This is a genomic window from Flagellimonas pelagia, assembly GCF_003584135.1.
GTDB classification, from domain to species: Bacteria; Bacteroidota; Bacteroidia; order Flavobacteriales; family Flavobacteriaceae; genus Flagellimonas; species Flagellimonas pelagia.
On record NZ_QXFI01000026.1, the window covers coordinates 126122 to 143970 of the forward strand.

Genomic DNA, 17849 nt, shown 5'->3' on the forward strand with positions numbered 1-17849 from the left:
CTTAAATAAAACTTTTAAATATGGAATTGCGCAATCCCCATTCCAACAATAGAAAAATGCCTGCCAAAAATATCAAGGGGCGGAATTTTTCCTCGTACTTGTAATATTTGAATTCCTCTATTTCCGTTTTTTCCAATTTATTGATCTCGTCATAGATTTCTTCCAAGGATTCGTTGTCCGTTGCCCGGAAATATTTACCGCCGGTAACATTCGCAATTTCCTTGAGCAGGTCCTCGTCGATTTGCACCTCTCTCATGCCATATCGGTACGAACCATCACTGTTATAGGCGATGGGCGACAGTGCGTTTCCGTTGGTACCCAACCCAATGGTATAGGTTTTGATCCCGAATTCCACGGCAAGATCGGCTGCGGTCTTGGGTTCAATGAAACCGGAGTTGTTCACCCCATCGGTCAATAGGATGATGACCTTACTTACCGCTTTGCTTTCCTTCAATCGGTTTACTGCCGTGGCCAACCCCATTCCAATGGCCGTGCCGTCTTCCAGTTCACCATAGGTGATATCATTGAGGGCGTTCAATACGATCGTCTTGTCGCTGGTGATCGGGGTCTTGGTATAGCTTTCCCCGGCATAGCCCACAATACCGATACGATCGTTGGGACGTTCCTTGATAAAGTTGGCGGCAACTTCCTTTAAGGCAGAAAGCCTATTGGGTTTCAGGTCGCGGGCCAACATACTGGATGAAACGTCGATGGCCATCACAATATCAATACCCTTGGTGGTCTTGGTACGGGTGGAAATGTCCTCGGTCTGTGGCCGTGCAAGTGCCGTTACAATGGCAGCCAGTGCCAACAAACGCATAATGAAAAGAACCGGCTTGGCCTTGGAGGCCCAATTGTTCACCGTAAATCCCTTGATGCTCGAAATGCGAAGGGACGCCATTTCATTTTTCCGCTTGAAAAAATACCATAGCAAAGCCAGTGGCAGCAACAAAAGCAGCCAAAAGAACTCAGGATTTGCAAATTCTATATTTTCAAACATCTATGCCTGTGTTTTTACGTCCAAACTGTTCAATATTCGATCTACGATCTGTTCCGCATACTCATCGCCATCTTCCCAAGTGATTACCACTTGTTGCATAAAACCTTTGCCACCAAACGACAGAATGTTATACTTGGCCTTTTTGCCCGCCTGTTGTGCAGGGGGCTCAAAAGTTCCGGTGCCGTAGGTCTTAATACCCTTTACGCCAGATTGTGTTGTGAATTCTTCCTGTTTGGTGATGATGTTCTTCAGACCCAATTTTTCAAAATTGGACAGAATGGTACTAATGGCAGCATCAAAATTGGGATCAGATTCTTCTTTATAGGTGATGGAACTTGTGCTTACCGAAAATATACCTACATAACTACCGTATGAGAAGGCTTGGAGCTGTTTGATCAGATTCTCGGTCTCTTTTGGCAACTTCACATCCTGGCGTACCAAAACATCCGGTGTCTCCAATTGAATAGGCGGGAACCCGTACGAACTGGAAACCCATTCCCCTTCCAAAAGGTCTTTTGTGGGATAGCCAAAAACAGTGTCTTTTACCTGTTTTAATCCAAAATAGGCCACAGAGAAGGCACCTCCCAAAAAGATGATTCCTGCGAATATGGCCGCCGCCAAATAAATTCTCTTGCGTTGTTTTTTCTTGGCGAGTTCAGCCAAATATTCCTCATTGAGCATGAGGTCTTCTTCGGTGGGTTCGGGAAGTGCCTCGTGGGTCTTTACCACGATTTCCTCTACCAATTTCCGATCCTGTTCGGCAACGAATGTGGCGGGTTTGGACTTGGCAAACTTCACCAGATCCGCCGTCTGTAATATTTTTTGAAACTGATCAATGGTATTATCCTCCAACTTGAGTTCGCCCGAGTCCTTCAGCATCTCCAACTTGGCAATAAGTTCCGAGGTGGTACTTTCCATGGCGGTCAGGTGCACATCTTCCTCTAGATACATCCGAACGATATTGGTCAGTTCGGAGTAGTATTGTTTATACTCGTCTTGGATAAGGTATTTGGAATTTTCCAATTTTTTGAGTTCCAAAAGCGCCCGATCATAAGGGGGCAGCAAAGCCACTTTTTCCTCTTCGGTCAGTGGTTTTTTTCTGATGAAGAACCAATAGACCAATCCACCGACCACGATTAGTCCCAATAGGATCCATAGTGCTGTTAGCCACATGTCGGCCGTACTACGTTCCACTTGGATGAGCGGTTTGATGTCGTACATCTTTTGTTTGGTGGTATCCACGGCAACATCGGCTACCTTAACGCGGAAGGAATCCGTAAAGATTTGGCGTTCGTTGATGGTTACGATCTGTGGCGGAATGGTGTAGGCACCACTATCGAACTGGGTAAGGGCATAGATTCGTTGCAGGGTAACCCGATCCTTGTTCCTTATGGTATCGGCCATGATGGCATCCACGGTCTCCAAAGGAGAAAAGGTCTGTCCTTCCGGAAAATTCACCACCGCGGTAGAATCGGCATCCACGGTAATGGTATAATGGATTTGTTCCCCAATCTTGATGGCAAGGGTGTCCACCTTTGCTTCAACTTTTGGTTCAGTTTGGGAATGACCCATCAAAGGCAGCAGTAAAAGAACGCCAAAAAGGGCCGTCGTGAAGACGCCTAGGATCTTTCGCTTTCTGCTATGTAAAAATTCACTCTGCATTATGCCCTTCGTTTAAAGTAACCCAACAGTTTTCGTACGTAACTTTCGTCGGTACGGCAATTGATCACCCCGCAACCTGACTTGGTGAACGAATCGGTGTAATAGGCTACTTTGTCTTTATAATATTGTCCGTAAGCGTATCGAACGCGTTTGGATTGGGTGTTCACCAATTGGTATTCCCCGGTTTCCGCATCTTGCATCTGTACCATGCCCAAATTGGGGATGGACTCCTCCCTTTCATCGAACACCCGTATGCCCGTCACATCGTGTTTATTGCCCACAATACGCAGTGTGTTCTGGTAATCGTCGGCTATAAAATCGGACAGTACGAATACGATGGCTTTTTTCTTCATCACATTGGTCAGGAACTTAAGTGCCTCTGCAATGTTCGTCTTGCTGCTTTTTGGGGTGAATTCCAACAGCTCCCTAATGATACGGAGCACATGGCTCTTTCCTTTTTTCGGAGGGATGAAAAGTTCCACTTCATCGGAAAAGAGAATCAATCCCACTTTGTCGTTGTTCTGCAAGGCGGAGAAAGCAAGTGTGGCTGAAATCTCCGTAACGATCTCCTTTTTGAACTGGTTAGAAGTTCCGAACAATTCGGATCCACTGACATCGACCATCAGCATCATGGTCAATTCGCGTTCCTCCTCAAAAACCTTCACAAAAGGTTCGTTGTAGCGAGCGGTCACGTTCCAATCGATACTCCTTACATCGTCCCCGAACTGGTACTGCCTTACCTCACTGAAGGTCATACCCCTACCTTTGAACGTAGAATGGTACTCCCCACCAAAAATATGGTCGGACAGACGCCGGGTCTTTATTTCAATCTTACGTACTTTTTTTAGTAGTTCCTTTGTATCCATCTGGTTCAAGAAATAGGTTTTCGGGTTGGCTTAAAGTATGGCTACTTACACCGAGAAACATTGAACCGCTACGGCACTTCTACCTCGTTTACGATCTTGTTGATGATTTCTTCCGAAGTAATGTTTTCTGCCTCCGCTTCATAGGTAATGCCGATCCTGTGTCGCAGTACATCGTGTACCACGGCCCTAACATCCTCAGGGACCACGTAGCCCCTACGTTTGATGAAGGCATAACACTTGGAAGCATTTGCCAAGTTGATACTACCCCTTGGTGAAGCACCAAAACTGATCAGGGGCTTCAAGTTTTCCAAATTGTATTTTTCAGGGTAACGTGTGGCGAAGATCAAATCAAGAATATACTTTTCAATTTTCTCGTCCATGTACACGTCCCGTACCGTATTCTGTGCCCTTAGGATCTGCTCGATGGAAACCACCGCTTTGATGGGTTCGGTTTCGCCTTTCAGATTTTGCCTGATGATGAGTTGCTCCTCGTTGAGCTTGGGATAATCGATTACTGTTTTCAGCATAAAACGGTCTACCTGTGCCTCGGGTAGAGGGTAGGTTCCTTCCTGCTCCACGGGGTTTTGGGTGGCCATTACCAAAAAGGGCGCATCCAATTTAAAGGTTTCGTCCCCAATGGTCACCTGCTTTTCCTGCATGGCCTCCAAAAGGGCCGATTGCACTTTAGCTGGGGCCCTGTTGATCTCATCCGCCAAAACGAAATTGGCAAAAATGGGTCCCTTTTTGATGGAGAAATCGTTCTCCTTGATGTTGTAAATCAATGTACCGATCACGTCGGCAGGCAAAAGGTCGGGGGTAAACTGAATCCGGCTAAAACTTCCTTTAACGGCTTTTGCCAATGTGTTGATGGCCAATGTTTTTGCCAGTCCGGGGACACCTTCCAAAAGAATATGTCCTTTTCCCAAGAGACCGATCAACAATCGTTCGACCATGTGGTTTTGGCCAACGATGGCCTTGTTCATTTCAGTGGTAAGAAGATCGATAAAGGCACTTTCTTGGGCAATTTTCTCATTCACAGCACTAATATCGATAGTAGTGTTTTCTTCCATTATAAGCTCCTGTTGTTTGGTATTACTGTCAGTGATTTTGCTAGGGTGTGCAAAATGAAAATTTATTTAAAACCTACCTGTTAATTAATGGTTAAAAAAAACGCTAAACCCCTAGTTTTATGAAGGATTTAAGGGTTTAATTTTATACTTTCATCCGATATGCAAAAGAACAAGAATTTTTCCAGAATCATCTCTGGAACCATGACGTGGGGAAGTTGGGGAAAGAAACTTTCCAAAAAAGAAATGATCGAACTGATGCACCATTGCATCGAAAATGGATTGACCACCTTTGACCATGCCGACATTTATGGCAGTTATTCCACCGAGGCTGATTTTGGAAAGGCCTATGCAGAAAGCGGGATAAAAAGGGAGGATATCCAGTTGATTTCCAAATGTGGGATCCAATTGACCCGCGGAAGGGACAACAAGATCAACCACTATCAGTACGACAAGGAATACATCATCTGGTCCGCGGAACAAAGTTTGAAAAAACTGAATACCGAGTATTTGGATCTGCTCTTGATGCACAGGCCAAGTCCTTTGATGGAACCTTTTGAAATGGCAGAGGCCCTTCAACAGCTGCTCGATAGCGGAAAGGTTATGCAGGTCGGGGTTTCTAATTTCACCCCAACCCAAGTGGCCATGCTGGAAAAGGCGATTCCCGTTTCGGGCAATCAGGTGGAATTTTCCCTGACCCATGACGAGCCTATGTACGATGGAACTTTTGATGATTGCATCGCCAACAACCGATTGGCCATGGCATGGAGTCCGTTGGGGAGCTATTTTAGGGACAGTGACAAGCAAACCAAAAGGATCAAAAAGGCAATGGAACCTTTGGAGGAAAAGTATTCCGCCAATGAAAGCCAGTTGCTGTTGGCCTGGCTATTGAAACATCCTGCCAAAATTTATCCTGTTATTGGCACAACTGACAAGAAAAGAATAAAACAATCCGCCAAAGCTGCGGAGATAGACATGGAACTTCAGGATTGGTTTTCCCTTTTGGTGGCAAGCCAAGGCCATGATGTACCTTAAGATAGAAGGGAATGAGTAAAACAGCTTTGATCACAGGAGCCACCAGTGGCATAGGAAGAGCTACGGCAGAACTTTTTGCCAAAGAAGGATTCAAATTGATTCTTTGTGGACGAAGACAGGAACGATTGGACGAACTTAAAGAAGCACTTGGGGAGGAAACGGAAATCCTCACGCTAAACTTTGATGTCCGGGATCGGGAGGCGGTCTTTTCGGCCATTGAAAAGCTACCGGATGAATTTTCAAGGATCGATATTTTGATCAACAATGCCGGTAATGCCCACGGTCTTGACCCCATCGACAAAGGTAACCCCGATGATTGGGAAGCCATGTTGGACATCAACGTGAAGGGATTGTTGTATATGTCCAAAGCGGTACTGCCCCAAATGGTAGAGCGCAAGTCCGGGCATATCATCAACATTGGATCCACTGCAGGCAAGGAAGTTTATCCCAACGGAAATGTGTACTGCGCCAGTAAACATGCCGTGGATGCGATCAACCAAGGGATGCGCATCGACCTGAATGCCTATGGCATCCGCGTTGGGGCCGTGAACCCAGGATTGGTGGAAACAGAGTTTAGTGATGTTCGGTTCAAAGGGGACAAGGAAAGAGCCTCCAATGTTTATAAAGGGTTTCAGCCCTTAAAGCCGCAGGATATTGCAGACATCATACATTTTGTGGTCACAAGACCGTATCACGTCAACATTGCGGACTTGGTGGTCATGCCCACGGCCCAGGCCAGTAGCACAATCGTCAAGAAGGACCTATGATCAATAAACGCCTACTCGTAAAAAACTTATTGGCACACAACGACGAGAACAGTTTTTACGATAAAAAGCGTTTTATATCCATCGGGGAAAAAGAGGGCAAGGCCAAGTTCTTGAAGCACGTCTGCGCCCTGGCCAACAGTAATCCCAAGAACAACTCCTTTATTGTAATCGGTGTGGAAGATGCCGATAATGAAATTGTAGGTGTGGACTTCTTCGACGACAGCAAGATTCAAAACCTTGTGAATGCCTATTTGGAAAATCCACCGATTATTTCCTATGAAAATATCCCATTTCCCCAGTTACCTGAAGGGAAGGTAGTGGGTTTGGTCACCATCCGATCCAATGGAAAGGTTTGTGCCCTCCGTAAGAACATTTGGAAGTATTACGGTGGGTCTGTTTTCTTTCGGGAAGGAAGCATTAGTTTGCCCAAGGCCTATGGGGTGGAGTTGAAGGACATCAATTCTGAAAAGGTGGCCACTATTGAACAACACGCACGAAACAATATCGAACTTACCCTGGATGCGGTGATCAATTTCATCAATACGCGACATCCCGATCTAACCAGTGACTATAAGGTATTCAAGGAGCAGTTTGTGGTTTGCTGGGCGGGCAATAAGAAGAAGGTAAAGAGCAAGACCTATTACTCCCGTGTGGATATTGAACTCATCAACGAACAGGTAAAATTGTTTTATTCTGCATTGGACGAGATTACGATCGAATACAATGAGGATTCCTTTAGTACGGTGGAATATGTGCAGCTAGGTTTGGGGACACAACAAAAGTATTATCCGTTGGAAGAAATGATGATTACCTTTTCAGAGAACGGGAAATACACCATTAACAGCAAGCTGATATTTGAACCGCCCCAGTTTGATAAAAAAACGCTGTACCATGTCTATAATACCAACAATTCCCTATTGAAGAAATTGGAGAACAATATTCCCCTCACTGCATCGGAACATGTAGATGTGACCCACCTTCCTGCGACCTATCTTATCTGTTATCTGAACGGTTTTGAGGAGGCCAAGGAGCAAATGGACCGATCGCGGGATATCCTGAAAGAGTACGACAGAAATGTGTACCAATCCCTTAAGGAATCGCAACGTATTCTCAGAAAAGTGAAGTACAGTTAATCCCTTTTCAACCAGAGGAGTTGGTAGGGGGCAATTTCCAGAAGGCCACTTTTCATGACCAATTTATTGCCCGATACCAGATCAATGGGATCCCCTTTGGCAAAATAACCAAGTCTTTTGATCCAGCCCGTTTCAATAACCTGTGCGTTTTCGTCAAAATTGCAAACGACCAAAAGACCTTCACGACCGTTGCCTCTTTTTTCAAAGACCAGGATATGATCATTGCCCGTGTGGCAAAGCGAAAGGCTATTGTTGTCCGCAAAAACGGGATTGGTCTTTCTTATGTTGATCAATTTTTGAAGCATATGATAGATCTTGGATTGGGGCAGGTTCCCGTTATCCAATTTTGAAATGATTTCCCAATCCTGCATGGGTCGGTTTACCCATCGGCTATCATCTTTTTTGGAATTGTCATTTCGAAAGGAATAATCGTTGAGTGTTCCGATTTCGTCCCCGGCATAGATCAAGGGAATACCCCCAAAAGCCAAAATGATGCCATGCATCATAATAATCTTGTTGATGGATTCCGTAATCAATGCATCATCCTTCAGTTCCAGTGCTTTTTCCAGCCCTAACAATGATGCCGCACTACCGGTAATGCGCCCATCCCCTGTTTTGGGGTTATACATGAACATGAGCCCTTTGGATGGCGACCAATCCAAATGTTGGCAATAATAATCTAGCAGAAACTTGCGGTGCATATTAGGGTTCCATCCTAATTCTTGGATCAACTGGTTTTCGTAACCAAGGCCAATATCATCATGACAACGGATATAGTTGATCCATGTACAATCTACTGGTTTTGGTGGCACATGGTCCAAACTTTTGTAAAGCAATGATGTTCTTTTGGTGGCAATGGAATTCCAGAGCAGAGCCATCAGGGAGGCGTTATAAGCTACCTCACATTCGTTGCCCATTTTTTGGTCCTCGCCAAAATATTTGATGATATCGGTTGGTGCCACTATGGCCTCAGCCAAAAGAATCACCCCTGGAGCCACCACTTGCAGGCACATTCGGAACAAGGAAACCAGATTATGGGCCTCGGGGAGGTTTTGGGAGATGGTTCCCATTTTTTTCCAAAGGAAAGCGAGTGCATCAAAACGGACCACATCGACACCAAGATCGGTCAATTTCACCAAATTGGTCAGCATTTCCAAAAACACTTCGGGGTTGGTATAGTTGAGGTCCCACTGGTAACTGTTGAAAACGGTCATGACCCACCGATCCATTTCGGGGACATAGGTAAAACTGCCTGGGGAGGTTTCAGGAAACACTTCGGGAAGGGTTTTTTCAAATTCCGAAGGAATGGTGTAATCCTCAAAAGTGTAATAGTACCCTTGGTATTTTTTATCGCCTTTCATGGCTTTTTTGGCCCATGAAAATTCGTTGGAAGTATGGTTCACCACAAAATCCAGCATTAGGTACATGCCTTCTTTCCGAAACTCGGAAGTAAGGGCCAATAAATCTTCTTTGGTGCCGTATTTTTTATCGACCTGAAGGTAACTGTTTACGGCATATCCGCCATCACTTTCACCTTTGGGGCGAGTGGTGATGGGCATCAAATGCAAAAAGTTCACCCCCAAATCCTTAAAATAGGGCAACTTTTCCTTTAGACCGTTGAGGTCTTTGTTGAAGTGCTCCACATAGAGCTGCATGCCCATTATTTTTTCGGACTGGTACCAATTGCCCGAGTCCAATCTTTCAAGATCCTGTTTTTTTAATTCTGATGGTCTCGACGCATACAATCTGGAGAGTAGGTCCATCAACTTTTGAAAATGGTTTATGTGGTGTTCATCAGGATAAAGGGATGAAAACAATTTTTGGATTAAGGGAAGATTTGCTGCCAACCGAAGGTCGAAAAGGGCATCGGCATCCTTTTGTTTGAGCTGCGTGGCAACCAATCTATGTATATTGGCCTGGTTCATTTATGCTTCAAGCTGGTCCTTTGTGGGCAAAGCCACAATGGCCCCAAAATTGGTCGTGGTTATGGCACCTGCTTTGTTGGCCTTGGCGACCATTTTTTCAAGAAGGGCAAAGTCTTCAAAAACGGGGTCAAAGTTCCCAAGATTCGAAATCTGGTTCAATAGGCATCCGATGAAAGCATCACCGGCCCCAGTAGTATCCACAGGCCTTACCTCGATACTGGGGATGATTTTTTTCATTCCTTGGGCACTCAAAAGGGTTCCTTCGCCGCCCAAGGTTACCGTTATGATCTGTGTCCCCACTTCGTGAAGGACATTGCAGGCTTCGTGGATATCCGATTTTCCGGAAAGCAGTTGGGCCTCTTCCTTACTGAACTTGCACAAATGGGATTTTTCTATGAAGGGCATGCATTTTTTGATGAAGACTTCCTGTTCATCCTTCCAAAGGTCTTCCCGATAATTGGGATCAAAACTGATGAACATTTCCTTGGTGAGTCCATCGAACAGATATTTGCCATAGGCCTTTTCCAAAGAACCTCCCAAAAGGGCCGTAGCGGCACCCAAATGTAGAATGTTTCCTTTTAAAGTTTTTCTAAGGTCATGGTCGTATTCCAGTTCTTTATCGGCTCCTCGACTAAAGACAAAATCCCGCTCTCCATCTTCTGCCAACGAAACAAATGCCAAGGTGGTAAAGGTTCTGGACAATTGGACGAGGGAAATATCGACCCCCTCATGTTTGAGCACATCAAGAAGGAATTTTCCAAAAGGATCGTTCCCAACGCATCCTACAAATATTCCCTTTCCCCCAAGTTTGGATATGGCACAGGCCACATTGGCAGGGGCACCCCCTGCTTTTTTGGTGAATTGTACAGCTTTGGAAAGATCACTTCCCTGTTTTTCGGCAACAAAGTCGATCAATGCTTCACCAATACAGAATACCTTCTTCATTTTTTATGGAATTATCCTAAGGTACATAGAATTTTATACCACGGCCAAAAATAGGCATCGCTTTTTAAATGACCTGTAATAATCCGTTGATAAACTTTGCCGTATTTGTTTAGCATCCCGGTCATTTGTGTGTAATATTGCCAAAAACTTCTCTATGCGAACACTGGTTGTGGGCGATATCCATTCAGGGCTAAGGGCTTTGGAGCAGGTTATGGACAAAGCCAAGGTAACACCAAAAGACCATATTATTTTTTTAGGGGATTATGTGGATGCCTGGAGCACTGCTGTGGAAACGGTGGATTTTTTAATTCAGTTGAAGGATGCTTTCAACTGTACTTTTATTCGGGGCAACCATGATGAACTTTGCAGGGATTGGCTCTTGACGCAAAAAGATAACCCTCAATGGTTGGCCCACGGAGGTACTGCTACCAGACAATCCTATTTGGATGCCAATCGGGACAAGTGGGAAGCACATCTTCAATTTTATGCAAACTTGGAAAACTACCACCTCGCGGAGGACAACAGACTTTATCTGCATGCAGGTTACACCAACCTAAAAGGCATTGATTTTGAATATTTTGTGCAATCCTACTATTGGGATAGGACCTTGTGGGAACTGGCCACTGCGCTTAATCCTCAATTGGAACCCACCGACCCCAAATTCCCAAAAAGACTCACTCATTACAAAGAGGTTTTTATTGGCCATACGCCTTTGTCCAAGACCCAAGTGGTAAAACCCCAAAAAGCGGCCAATGTATGGAATGTGGATACCGGAGCGGCATTCAAGGGAGGGCTCACTATTCTGGATGTGGAGACCAAGGAATTTTGGCAAAGTGATCCCGTGCATACTTTTTATCCGGGCGAACGGGGCAGAAATTAGGATAAATCCATCCCAAAATAAATTTTAATCGAGACCTTTGTAAAAAACAAGTTTATGTCGATTAAAAATGTGCGTTTGGAGGTGATGCAGGCCATTGAACCCCAGGTAAAGGGTTTTATGGATGAGTTTCTTATACCAACCGAGAAAATTTGGCAACCCACCGATTTTTTACCCGATTCCCAATCCGATAACTTTTTTGATGAAGTGGAACAGATAAGGGAAGAAGCCAAAGAACTCGGTTACGATTTTTGGGTGACCCTTGTGGCGGATACCATTACGGAAGAGGCGTTACCTACCTATGAATCTTGGTTAATGGATGTGGAGGGAATCGACCAGCACAACGGAAAGGAAAACGGATGGAGCAAATGGGTGAGGGCTTGGACCGCCGAAGAGAACCGCCATGGCGATGTTTTGAACAAGTACCTTTACTTATCAGGAAGGGTGAACATGCGTGAAGTGGAAATCACTACCCAACACCTAATATCGGATGGATTTGATATTGGCACGGATAGAGATCCCTACAAGAATTTTGTATATACTTCCTTCCAAGAGTTGGCCACCAACATCTCGCACAAAAGGGTAGGTAAAATGGCCAGACAAAAGAGCAACGGTCTGCTGGCGAAAATGTGTACCATCATCGCTGGGGATGAAATGAGGCACCACTTGGCCTATCGTGAATTTGTGAAGACCATTATGGGACAGGATCCTGATGGTATGGTGCAGGCTTTTGCCGATATGATGAAAAGAAAAATCGTGATGCCGGCCCATTTTTTAAGGGAATCAGGTGGAAGTATTGGTGCCGCATTTGAACACTTTTCCAATTGTGCGCAGAAGTTGGGTGTGTATACCGCTCAAGACTATGTGGACATCTTGAAGAAATTGAACAGCTATTGGGAAATCGGCAATCTACGTTCCCTTACCGAACAGGGAGAAAAGGCAAGGGATTATTTGATGAAACTTCCGGAACGATTGGAGCGTATCGCGGAGCGGATGAAATTTCCCCAGACCCAACAGACCTTCAAATGGGTGGAGGCCAACGGGTCGCTTTAAGATAAGATTAGAATTTTCCGGCGCGATGTTTTTCTTGCCATTCCGCTAATTGCTTCCAGTGGCCTTCATAGGCCATTTTTGCCTGCATGGGCCATGAGGCGGGGTCGTGGATACGGTATCTCTTGCCTCCGGAATCCAATACTTCTTGACATTTGTCCGCAGAGGTTTCTGATAGTTGCTTCCATGTTCTGATGTTGAAATTGTGGAATAGGCCCTCGATTTTTGGGCCAATGCCCTCCACGATTTTAAGGTCGTTGTCCTTGACTTTGGTGCCGAATGCAAGTTTGGCTTCGTCGGCATTAAATGCCGGTACATGATTTGCGGCTATAGAAGAAGAAAGCTCTTCGGAAATTTTGGGTTGTTTTGTTGAGGACAATCTTTTTTTACAAGTATCCAGATCGGCCTTTAGCTTGGCATTTTCAATTTCCAACATGTTGAACTGTTCCGAAAAGTCAGGGGCAGATGGAGCATCTGATTTTCCAAAAAAGTAGCCTAGAATGGCGGCTATGATACCCACTAGGGCGAGTATGATCCAGTACCAAATGTTAGCGCCTTCCAAATCCATTTTGTATGAGGTTAATTTGCCGCACAACAGCCCATCCAAAATATTAAAAAAATCTTAAAATTTTGAATTTAAACACTGGAATTTGAGCAATTTAGAATCAGTTTTAAGCAATGTGCACCAATTCACGAACTGAAAAAGGAACAAAAAGAACCAACCATACACTATTTGTGACCACTTGTAAGATACTTCCTAAATTCTAGAACAATATTTGAGAAATTGCAGGCAATAAAAGACAAACAACCCTATTTCTCCCGACAAAGATCGGCATTGGAGTAGGGTTTAAGTTAAGTTTGAGTTAGTTAAGTTGGTTTTAAAGACTGCCCATCTAGTGTTCATCCTAGTTGGGCGGCTTTTTTTATAGATCAAACTTAATGCCTTGCGCCAAAGGTAGTTCCGTGGTGTAGTTTATGGTGTTGGTCTGTCGGCGCATGTATACTTTCCAAGCATCGGAACCGCTTTCACGTCCACCTCCAGTTTCTTTTTCACCACCAAAAGCACCGCCTATTTCTGCACCCGAAGTACCGATGTTCACATTGGCAATACCGCAATCACTGCCCGCAGCCGAAAGGAAACGTTCCGCCTCCCTTAGGTTGTTCGTCATGATGGCAGAAGAAAGTCCTTGGACCACGCCATTTTGTTGTTCAATGGCATTCTCGACCCCACCGGAATATTTCAAAAGATATAGGATGGGGGCAAAGGTTTCTTCCTGTACGATCCTGAAGGAATTATCAGCCTCCACAATGGCTGGCTTTACATAGCAACCCGTTTCGTAGCCTTCACCTTGGAGTACCCCACCTTCAACTAAAATATTTCCTCCTTCTTTTTTGGCCTCTTCCAAGGCTTTGAGATACATCTTTACGGCATCAGTATCGATCAATGGCCCCACGTGGTTGGATTGATCTAAAGGATTTCCGATTTTAATCTGTTTATAGGCCGCGGTCAAGGCATCTTTCACTTGATCATAAATGGATTCGTGTATGATCAATCTTCGGGTTGAGGTACAACGTTGGCCTGCGGTACCCACGGCACCGAATACAGCACCGATTACCGTCATTTTAATATCCGCATCCGGAGTTACGATGATGGCATTGTTGCCACCCAGTTCCAAAAGGGATTTGCCCAATCGGGATGCTACGGCCTGTGCTACAATCTTACCCATTCGGATGGACCCTGTTGCAGAAATCAAAGGGACTCTTTTGTCGTTGGTCATCAATTCACCGACCTTATAATCACCGTTGATAAGGCACGAAATTCCTTCGGGAAGGTTATTTTTTTTCAACACTTCGGCAATGATGTTTTGACAGGCAACCCCACAAAGCGGAACTTTTTCGGAAGGTTTCCAGATACAGACATCACCACATACCCAGGCCAAAGCCGTGTTCCAAGCCCAAACCGCCACAGGGAAGTTAAAGGCCGATATGATGCCGACCACTCCCAGCGGATGGTATTGTTCGTACATGCGGTGCCCCGGTCTTTCGGAGTGCATGGTCAATCCGTGCAATTGTCGGGAAAGGCCAACGGCAAAATCGCAGATGTCGATCATTTCCTGGACCTCGCCCAACCCTTCTTGGTACGATTTGCCCATTTCATAGGACACCAGCTTTCCTAGGGGTTCTTTAAGCTCACGCAACCTTTCGCCGAACTGCCTAACAATCTCCCCTCTTTGCGGAGCAGGAACCAATCGCCATTGCTTGAAGGCAGTTGTTGCCGTTTGCATCACTTTTTCATAGTCCTCGGGCGAGGTGGCCTTCACCTTGCCGATAAGGGTACCATCAACAGGTGAGATGGATGAAATGATCTCACCCGACCCGAAGTTTTCCGAACCGGTGGATGTTCCATTGCTTATCTCTTGAAGCCCAAGTTGTTTTAGGGCTTTATCCATTCCAAAATCTGTGGCAACTATCGACATTTATAACTTTTTAAAGGTGAATTGTTATATTTTCACAAAAATACAAATAATACTTCACAGGAAAATGAAGATTTTCTAAAGCATTTGATACGCTAGTAACAAGGCTATTCCCAAGAGGGCTGGCAATGCCTGAACGGTAAAAATTTTCTTTGACGCGGTCAGTGCCCCATAAATTCCTGCAACGGCCACACAGCCCAAAAAGAAAAGGGCCACATACACCTGCCACGTGGGGTCTTCGATTAACAAAGACCAAATCAATCCAGCAGAAAGAAACCCATTGTACAGCCCTTGATTGGCGGCCAAGGTCTTGGTAGGTTCAAACAAGTCTTCAGGAAACTGGCGGAACACTTTTTTTGCCTTTGTGGTCCATGCGAACATCTCCAGCCATAAAAAATAGAGATGGAGCAGTGCCATAATGGCCACAATGATCTTGGCTAGCAACAGTATCATTCTTCTTTGGCTACAAAACGTTCATCCACAGGCATCACAGTGCCGCACTTGTCGCAGGTGCGGAGTTCTTCCGACCCATAAAAATGTTTAAAATGGCCCAAAAAGTCCTTTTCGATATCGTTCAGGGGAAAATAGACCTCGTAAAGTTTATGATTACAGTTATCGCAGAACCAGAGCAAGCCATCTTTGGCATCAAGTTCTACCCTTTTCCGTTCCACAACCAGTCCGATGGAACCTTCCTGGCGTGCTGGGGAATGGGGTACTTTGGCGGGATGTAGGTACATATCCCCGGGCCCCAGTTTCATGGTTTTCTTCTGCCCGTCTTCTTGGATATGCACTTCAATATGGCCTTCCAGTTGATAAAAGAGTTCCTCCGTTTCGTTATAGTGATAATCCTTTCGGGCATTGGGGCCGGCAACGATCATTACGATATAGTCATCCGATTCTTTATAAAGATTTCTGTTGCCCACGGGAGGTTTAAGGGTGTCCCGGTTTTCCTCTATCCATTTATTCAAGTTGAATGGGGCCTGTATCATAGTCTAAGATTTTACGAAAGGTAAAAAAAACCTAGGTGGCAGCATAGCATACAACAAAAAAAGCCTGCAATTTTGCAGGCCTCTTTTCATAAATATTTTGGTTTGATTATTCCACTTTTATGAAAATCTGGGTAAAGTAGGGCCTACCTTCCTTGTCCAACTCAACGCTGAGGGTAGTATGGGTATAATCCCCTTCCATGGCTGCTTTGTGTGATGAACTATTGAGCCAACCCTCCAAGGTTTTTTCGGCAGTGGTGTAATAGCGTGCCACATTTTCTGAAATGCTCACTGCATTAGTCACCTCTGCAATTTTGGTTGCCCTATTTTCAAAGTTATCGTGGCTCAAAGAGTTTTTGGAAATCATATAATCGTTGTGCTCTTCAGCATATTTATAGGAAACGGTGCTGTTCTCCAATGCATTCAATCCGATATCTGAGCGATGCTGGTTCACCAAAGCCAACAAATCTGTTTCCATGGCCACAGGATCAATGGTTACTTTATCGTTGCCCAAGGTAGCCTCGGTATACTGTTCTTCTTCTTGGGTGGATGTTGTGCTGCATTCGCTTAAAGTAAACAAGAGCACTATGACCAATACTATGCCATATACTTTTTTCATTTTCGGGGTGTTTTCGGGGGTGTTCTGAACTCCCTAGTGTTCTGGTTGCTAATCTAATGGACTGTGCGGGCATTACCATAAAATATCCGCATAAAGGCAATTTCTTACGTTGAATTGCACTAACTGAATTCTACCCTTGCAAGTTGTCGAAAAATCTTGCTTTTTGTCTTTTGGTATTGCTTGCTAGATGACTTCTTGGTTCACCTCAACTTTCTCCTCTGGTTCGGCTTCATCATCGTCATCCAAAACCAATGAGAAAACAAAGGCACCTATATCCCTTACAGGTTGGTAAAACACGGAGTTCTCTCTGGTCTCTTCCTTGATCATGTTCATGGGACCCGCAAGTTTCTCCAAGAAAATGAGCAGCGCGCCCAAGATGACGGCCACTTTCAACATACCGAAAAGTCCACCGGCAATCTTGTTCAATAGCCCCAACATGGCAAAATCGGCAATTTTGGTCAAGAACTTTCCTGCGAGGTTCACCACAATGATGATGGCAAAAAAAGTGATGAGAAAAGCGGCCAGTTTCAGGTACTGCTCACTCCAATCGAACCGTTCGGCCAAATATGCACCGGTAATGTGCGAAAAGTGGATGGCCCCGTAAATTCCTGCAATAAGGGCCACCAAGGAAGCCACTTCCACAAAAAGTCCGTTCTTAAGGCCCTTGTACAGGCCCCAGACCAACAATATTCCGATGACGATATCAAAAAAGCTCATAGGCAGGTTTTAACAAATATAGAATATTGATTTGTACCTTTGGATTTCTTACAAAAACTTATGTCCAGAGACGAAAAATTAAGGGAACGCTGGGATGATTTGGTGGTAAAACTGTCCGCTCAGTTTTCCGATGGGGATCCCTTGGAGTTGGACGGCATCATCTATCTAGTAGGTGTGCAGGAACTGGGAAATTACCATCGCAGTTTCAAAAAAGATGAAAAGGTGAACTTGATGCACATTGCCATTTGTAGGTTGTTGGAACCTTATGGGTACTATGATTTCGAATTTTTTGATGACGAAGGTTGGCCCCATTACAAAGTAAAGGAGCAATTGCCACCTTTAAAGGCCGGGGAACAGACTGTACTAATGAAAGAGGCGCTTGTCAACTATTTCCTTGAAAAAGAATACATCATATAATGGAACTGCAAAAACCCTATTACGCCATTATTTTTACTAGCTTACGTACCGAGGGAGACCAAGGTTATGCCCAAATGGGTGCCGAAATGGAAGAACTGGCCCGGCAACAACCCGGTTTTTTGGATGTTGAAAGTGCCCGTGACGGACTTGGGATTACCGTGAGCTATTGGGAAAGTTTGGAAGCCATTGCCAATTGGAAGGCGAACATGGACCACAGGCAGGCCCAAAAAAATGGAATAAAAAAATGGTATTCCTGGTACAAGGTGAGGATTTGCCGTGTGGAAAGGGAATACGAATTCAATAAATAAT

General features: G+C 44.8%; 19 protein-coding genes. 7 read left to right on the forward strand and 12 right to left on the reverse strand.

From position 1 onward, the window contains the following. Nucleotide 1 precedes the first annotated feature (1 nt). The 4 genes from D2V05_RS10605 to D2V05_RS10620 form a co-directional block, all read right to left on the reverse strand. Nucleotides 2-1000, reverse strand: coding sequence for a vWA domain-containing protein (locus D2V05_RS10605; RefSeq protein ID WP_119647555.1), 999 nt, complete (start codon nt 998-1000; stop codon nt 2-4). Further along, nucleotides 1001-2662, reverse strand: a complete 1662-nt coding sequence (locus D2V05_RS10610) for a BatD family protein (protein ID WP_235855433.1) — start codon at nt 2660-2662, stop codon at nt 1001-1003. After that, nucleotides 2662-3528 (reverse strand): DUF58 domain-containing protein, encoded by an 867-nt coding sequence (locus tag D2V05_RS10615; RefSeq protein WP_119647556.1) that lies wholly within the window; start codon nt 3526-3528, stop codon nt 2662-2664. Before D2V05_RS10615 ends, D2V05_RS10610 begins: the two co-directional genes overlap by 1 nt. A gap of 68 nt (nt 3529-3596) precedes the next feature. Further along, on the reverse strand, nt 3597-4598 hold the full coding sequence (locus tag D2V05_RS10620) for an AAA family ATPase (protein ID WP_119647557.1): 1002 nt from the start codon (nt 4596-4598) through the stop codon (nt 3597-3599). 159 nt (nt 4599-4757) lie between these two features. Between D2V05_RS10620 and D2V05_RS10625 the strand changes: the two genes are divergently transcribed. From D2V05_RS10625 to D2V05_RS10635, 3 genes are read left to right on the forward strand one after another with little or no spacing between them, the layout of a single operon-like run. Further along, on the forward strand, nt 4758-5630 hold the full coding sequence (locus tag D2V05_RS10625) for an aldo/keto reductase (RefSeq protein ID WP_119647558.1): 873 nt from the start codon (nt 4758-4760) through the stop codon (nt 5628-5630). 11 nt (nt 5631-5641) lie between these two features. Next, nucleotides 5642-6397, forward strand: coding sequence for an SDR family oxidoreductase (locus D2V05_RS10630; RefSeq protein ID WP_119647559.1), 756 nt, complete (start codon nt 5642-5644; stop codon nt 6395-6397). Continuing rightward, complete coding sequence (locus tag D2V05_RS10635; protein ID WP_119640593.1) at nt 6394-7530, forward strand: ATP-binding protein; 1137 nt, start codon at nt 6394-6396, stop codon at nt 7528-7530. Before D2V05_RS10630 ends, D2V05_RS10635 begins: the two co-directional genes overlap by 4 nt. Here the strand turns inward: D2V05_RS10635 and D2V05_RS10640 are convergent. Together D2V05_RS10640 and D2V05_RS10645 are read right to left on the reverse strand one after the other, a co-directional pair. Then, nucleotides 7527-9455, reverse strand: coding sequence for an amylosucrase (locus tag D2V05_RS10640; protein WP_119647560.1), 1929 nt, complete (start codon nt 9453-9455; stop codon nt 7527-7529). The genes D2V05_RS10635 and D2V05_RS10640 overlap by 4 nt on opposite strands. Beyond that, a complete protein-coding gene (locus D2V05_RS10645) occupies nt 9456-10400 on the reverse strand; it encodes a carbohydrate kinase family protein (protein WP_119647561.1) in 945 nt (314 codons plus the stop codon). A 154-nt stretch (nt 10401-10554) separates the two neighbouring features. Between D2V05_RS10645 and D2V05_RS10650 the strand changes: the two genes are divergently transcribed. Together D2V05_RS10650 and D2V05_RS10655 are read left to right on the forward strand one after the other, a co-directional pair. Continuing rightward, nucleotides 10555-11280, forward strand: a complete 726-nt coding sequence (locus D2V05_RS10650; protein WP_119647562.1) for a metallophosphoesterase family protein — start codon at nt 10555-10557, stop codon at nt 11278-11280. A 54-nt stretch (nt 11281-11334) separates the two neighbouring features. After that, nucleotides 11335-12330, forward strand: a complete 996-nt coding sequence (locus D2V05_RS10655; protein ID WP_119647563.1) for an acyl-ACP desaturase — start codon at nt 11335-11337, stop codon at nt 12328-12330. 7 nt (nt 12331-12337) lie between these two features. On the opposite strand, the gene D2V05_RS10660 is transcribed toward D2V05_RS10655, so the two are convergent. From D2V05_RS10660 to D2V05_RS10685, 6 genes are all read right to left on the reverse strand, one after another. Further along, the gene (locus D2V05_RS10660) at nt 12338-12895 is read right to left on the reverse strand and encodes a hypothetical protein (RefSeq protein ID WP_183114823.1); all 558 of its coding nucleotides are present in this window, start codon (nt 12893-12895) and stop codon (nt 12338-12340) included. A gap of 355 nt (nt 12896-13250) precedes the next feature. Further along, nucleotides 13251-14804, reverse strand: coding sequence for an L-piperidine-6-carboxylate dehydrogenase (gene amaB, locus D2V05_RS10665; RefSeq protein ID WP_119647564.1), 1554 nt, complete (start codon nt 14802-14804; stop codon nt 13251-13253). Between the two features lie 75 nt (nt 14805-14879). Beyond that, nucleotides 14880-15254: a DUF1304 domain-containing protein gene (locus tag D2V05_RS10670; protein ID WP_119647565.1), complete on the reverse strand. Its 375-nt coding sequence runs from the start codon at nt 15252-15254 to the stop codon at nt 14880-14882. Further along, nucleotides 15251-15790, reverse strand: coding sequence for a 3-hydroxyanthranilate 3,4-dioxygenase (locus D2V05_RS10675; RefSeq protein ID WP_119647566.1), 540 nt, complete (start codon nt 15788-15790; stop codon nt 15251-15253). Before D2V05_RS10675 ends, D2V05_RS10670 begins: the two co-directional genes overlap by 4 nt. A 106-nt stretch (nt 15791-15896) precedes the next feature. Beyond that, entirely contained in the window at nt 15897-16406 is a 510-nt protein-coding gene (locus D2V05_RS10680) for a CAP domain-containing protein (protein WP_119647567.1), read from the reverse strand. Between the two features lie 183 nt (nt 16407-16589). Then, nucleotides 16590-17123 carry a CvpA family protein gene (locus D2V05_RS10685; protein ID WP_119647568.1) on the reverse strand — a complete coding sequence of 178 codons (534 nt, stop codon included), beginning with the start codon at nt 17121-17123 and terminating at the stop codon, nt 16590-16592. Between the two features lie 60 nt (nt 17124-17183). Between D2V05_RS10685 and D2V05_RS10690 the strand changes: the two genes are divergently transcribed. Both D2V05_RS10690 and D2V05_RS10695 read left to right on the forward strand, forming a co-directional pair. After that, nucleotides 17184-17540 carry a hypothetical protein gene (locus D2V05_RS10690; RefSeq protein ID WP_119647569.1) on the forward strand — a complete coding sequence of 119 codons (357 nt, stop codon included), beginning with the start codon at nt 17184-17186 and terminating at the stop codon, nt 17538-17540. Continuing rightward, the gene (locus D2V05_RS10695; protein WP_119647570.1) at nt 17540-17848 is read left to right on the forward strand and encodes an antibiotic biosynthesis monooxygenase family protein; all 309 of its coding nucleotides are present in this window, start codon (nt 17540-17542) and stop codon (nt 17846-17848) included. Before D2V05_RS10690 ends, D2V05_RS10695 begins: the two co-directional genes overlap by 1 nt. Nucleotide 17849: the final 1 nt, after the last annotated feature.

Bases quoted from the DNA above. Each gene is read 5' to 3' on its own strand.
- D2V05_RS10650 (WP_119647562.1), top strand. From the start codon at position 10,555: ATGCGAACACTGGTTGTGGGCGATATCCATTCAGGGCTAAGGGCTTTG.
- D2V05_RS10690 (WP_119647569.1), top strand. From the start codon at position 17,184: ATGTCCAGAGACGAAAAATTAAGGGAACGCTGGGATGATTTGGTGGTA.
- D2V05_RS10640 (WP_119647560.1), bottom strand. From the start codon at position 9,455: ATGAACCAGGCCAATATACATAGATTGGTTGCCACGCAGCTCAAACAA.
- D2V05_RS10675 (WP_119647566.1), bottom strand. From the start codon at position 15,790: ATGATACAGGCCCCATTCAACTTGAATAAATGGATAGAGGAAAACCGG.
- D2V05_RS10620 (WP_119647557.1), bottom strand. From the start codon at position 4,598: ATGGAAGAAAACACTACTATCGATATTAGTGCTGTGAATGAGAAAATT.
- D2V05_RS10635 (WP_119640593.1), top strand. From the start codon at position 6,394: ATGATCAATAAACGCCTACTCGTAAAAAACTTATTGGCACACAACGAC.
- D2V05_RS10695 (WP_119647570.1), top strand. From the start codon at position 17,540: ATGGAACTGCAAAAACCCTATTACGCCATTATTTTTACTAGCTTACGT.
- D2V05_RS10655 (WP_119647563.1), top strand. From the start codon at position 11,335: ATGTCGATTAAAAATGTGCGTTTGGAGGTGATGCAGGCCATTGAACCC.
- D2V05_RS10645 (WP_119647561.1), bottom strand. From the start codon at position 10,400: ATGAAGAAGGTATTCTGTATTGGTGAAGCATTGATCGACTTTGTTGCC.
- D2V05_RS10685 (WP_119647568.1), bottom strand. From the start codon at position 17,123: ATGAGCTTTTTTGATATCGTCATCGGAATATTGTTGGTCTGGGGCCTG.
- D2V05_RS10670 (WP_119647565.1), bottom strand. From the start codon at position 15,254: ATGATACTGTTGCTAGCCAAGATCATTGTGGCCATTATGGCACTGCTC.
- D2V05_RS10610 (WP_235855433.1), bottom strand. From the start codon at position 2,662: ATGCAGAGTGAATTTTTACATAGCAGAAAGCGAAAGATCCTAGGCGTC.
- D2V05_RS10630 (WP_119647559.1), top strand. From the start codon at position 5,642: ATGAGTAAAACAGCTTTGATCACAGGAGCCACCAGTGGCATAGGAAGA.
- D2V05_RS10605 (WP_119647555.1), bottom strand. From the start codon at position 1,000: ATGTTTGAAAATATAGAATTTGCAAATCCTGAGTTCTTTTGGCTGCTT.
- D2V05_RS10625 (WP_119647558.1), top strand. From the start codon at position 4,758: ATGCAAAAGAACAAGAATTTTTCCAGAATCATCTCTGGAACCATGACG.
- D2V05_RS10660 (WP_183114823.1), bottom strand. From the start codon at position 12,895: ATGGATTTGGAAGGCGCTAACATTTGGTACTGGATCATACTCGCCCTA.
- D2V05_RS10680 (WP_119647567.1), bottom strand. From the start codon at position 16,406: ATGAAAAAAGTATATGGCATAGTATTGGTCATAGTGCTCTTGTTTACT.
- amaB (WP_119647564.1), bottom strand. From the start codon at position 14,804: ATGTCGATAGTTGCCACAGATTTTGGAATGGATAAAGCCCTAAAACAA.
- D2V05_RS10615 (WP_119647556.1), bottom strand. From the start codon at position 3,528: ATGGATACAAAGGAACTACTAAAAAAAGTACGTAAGATTGAAATAAAG.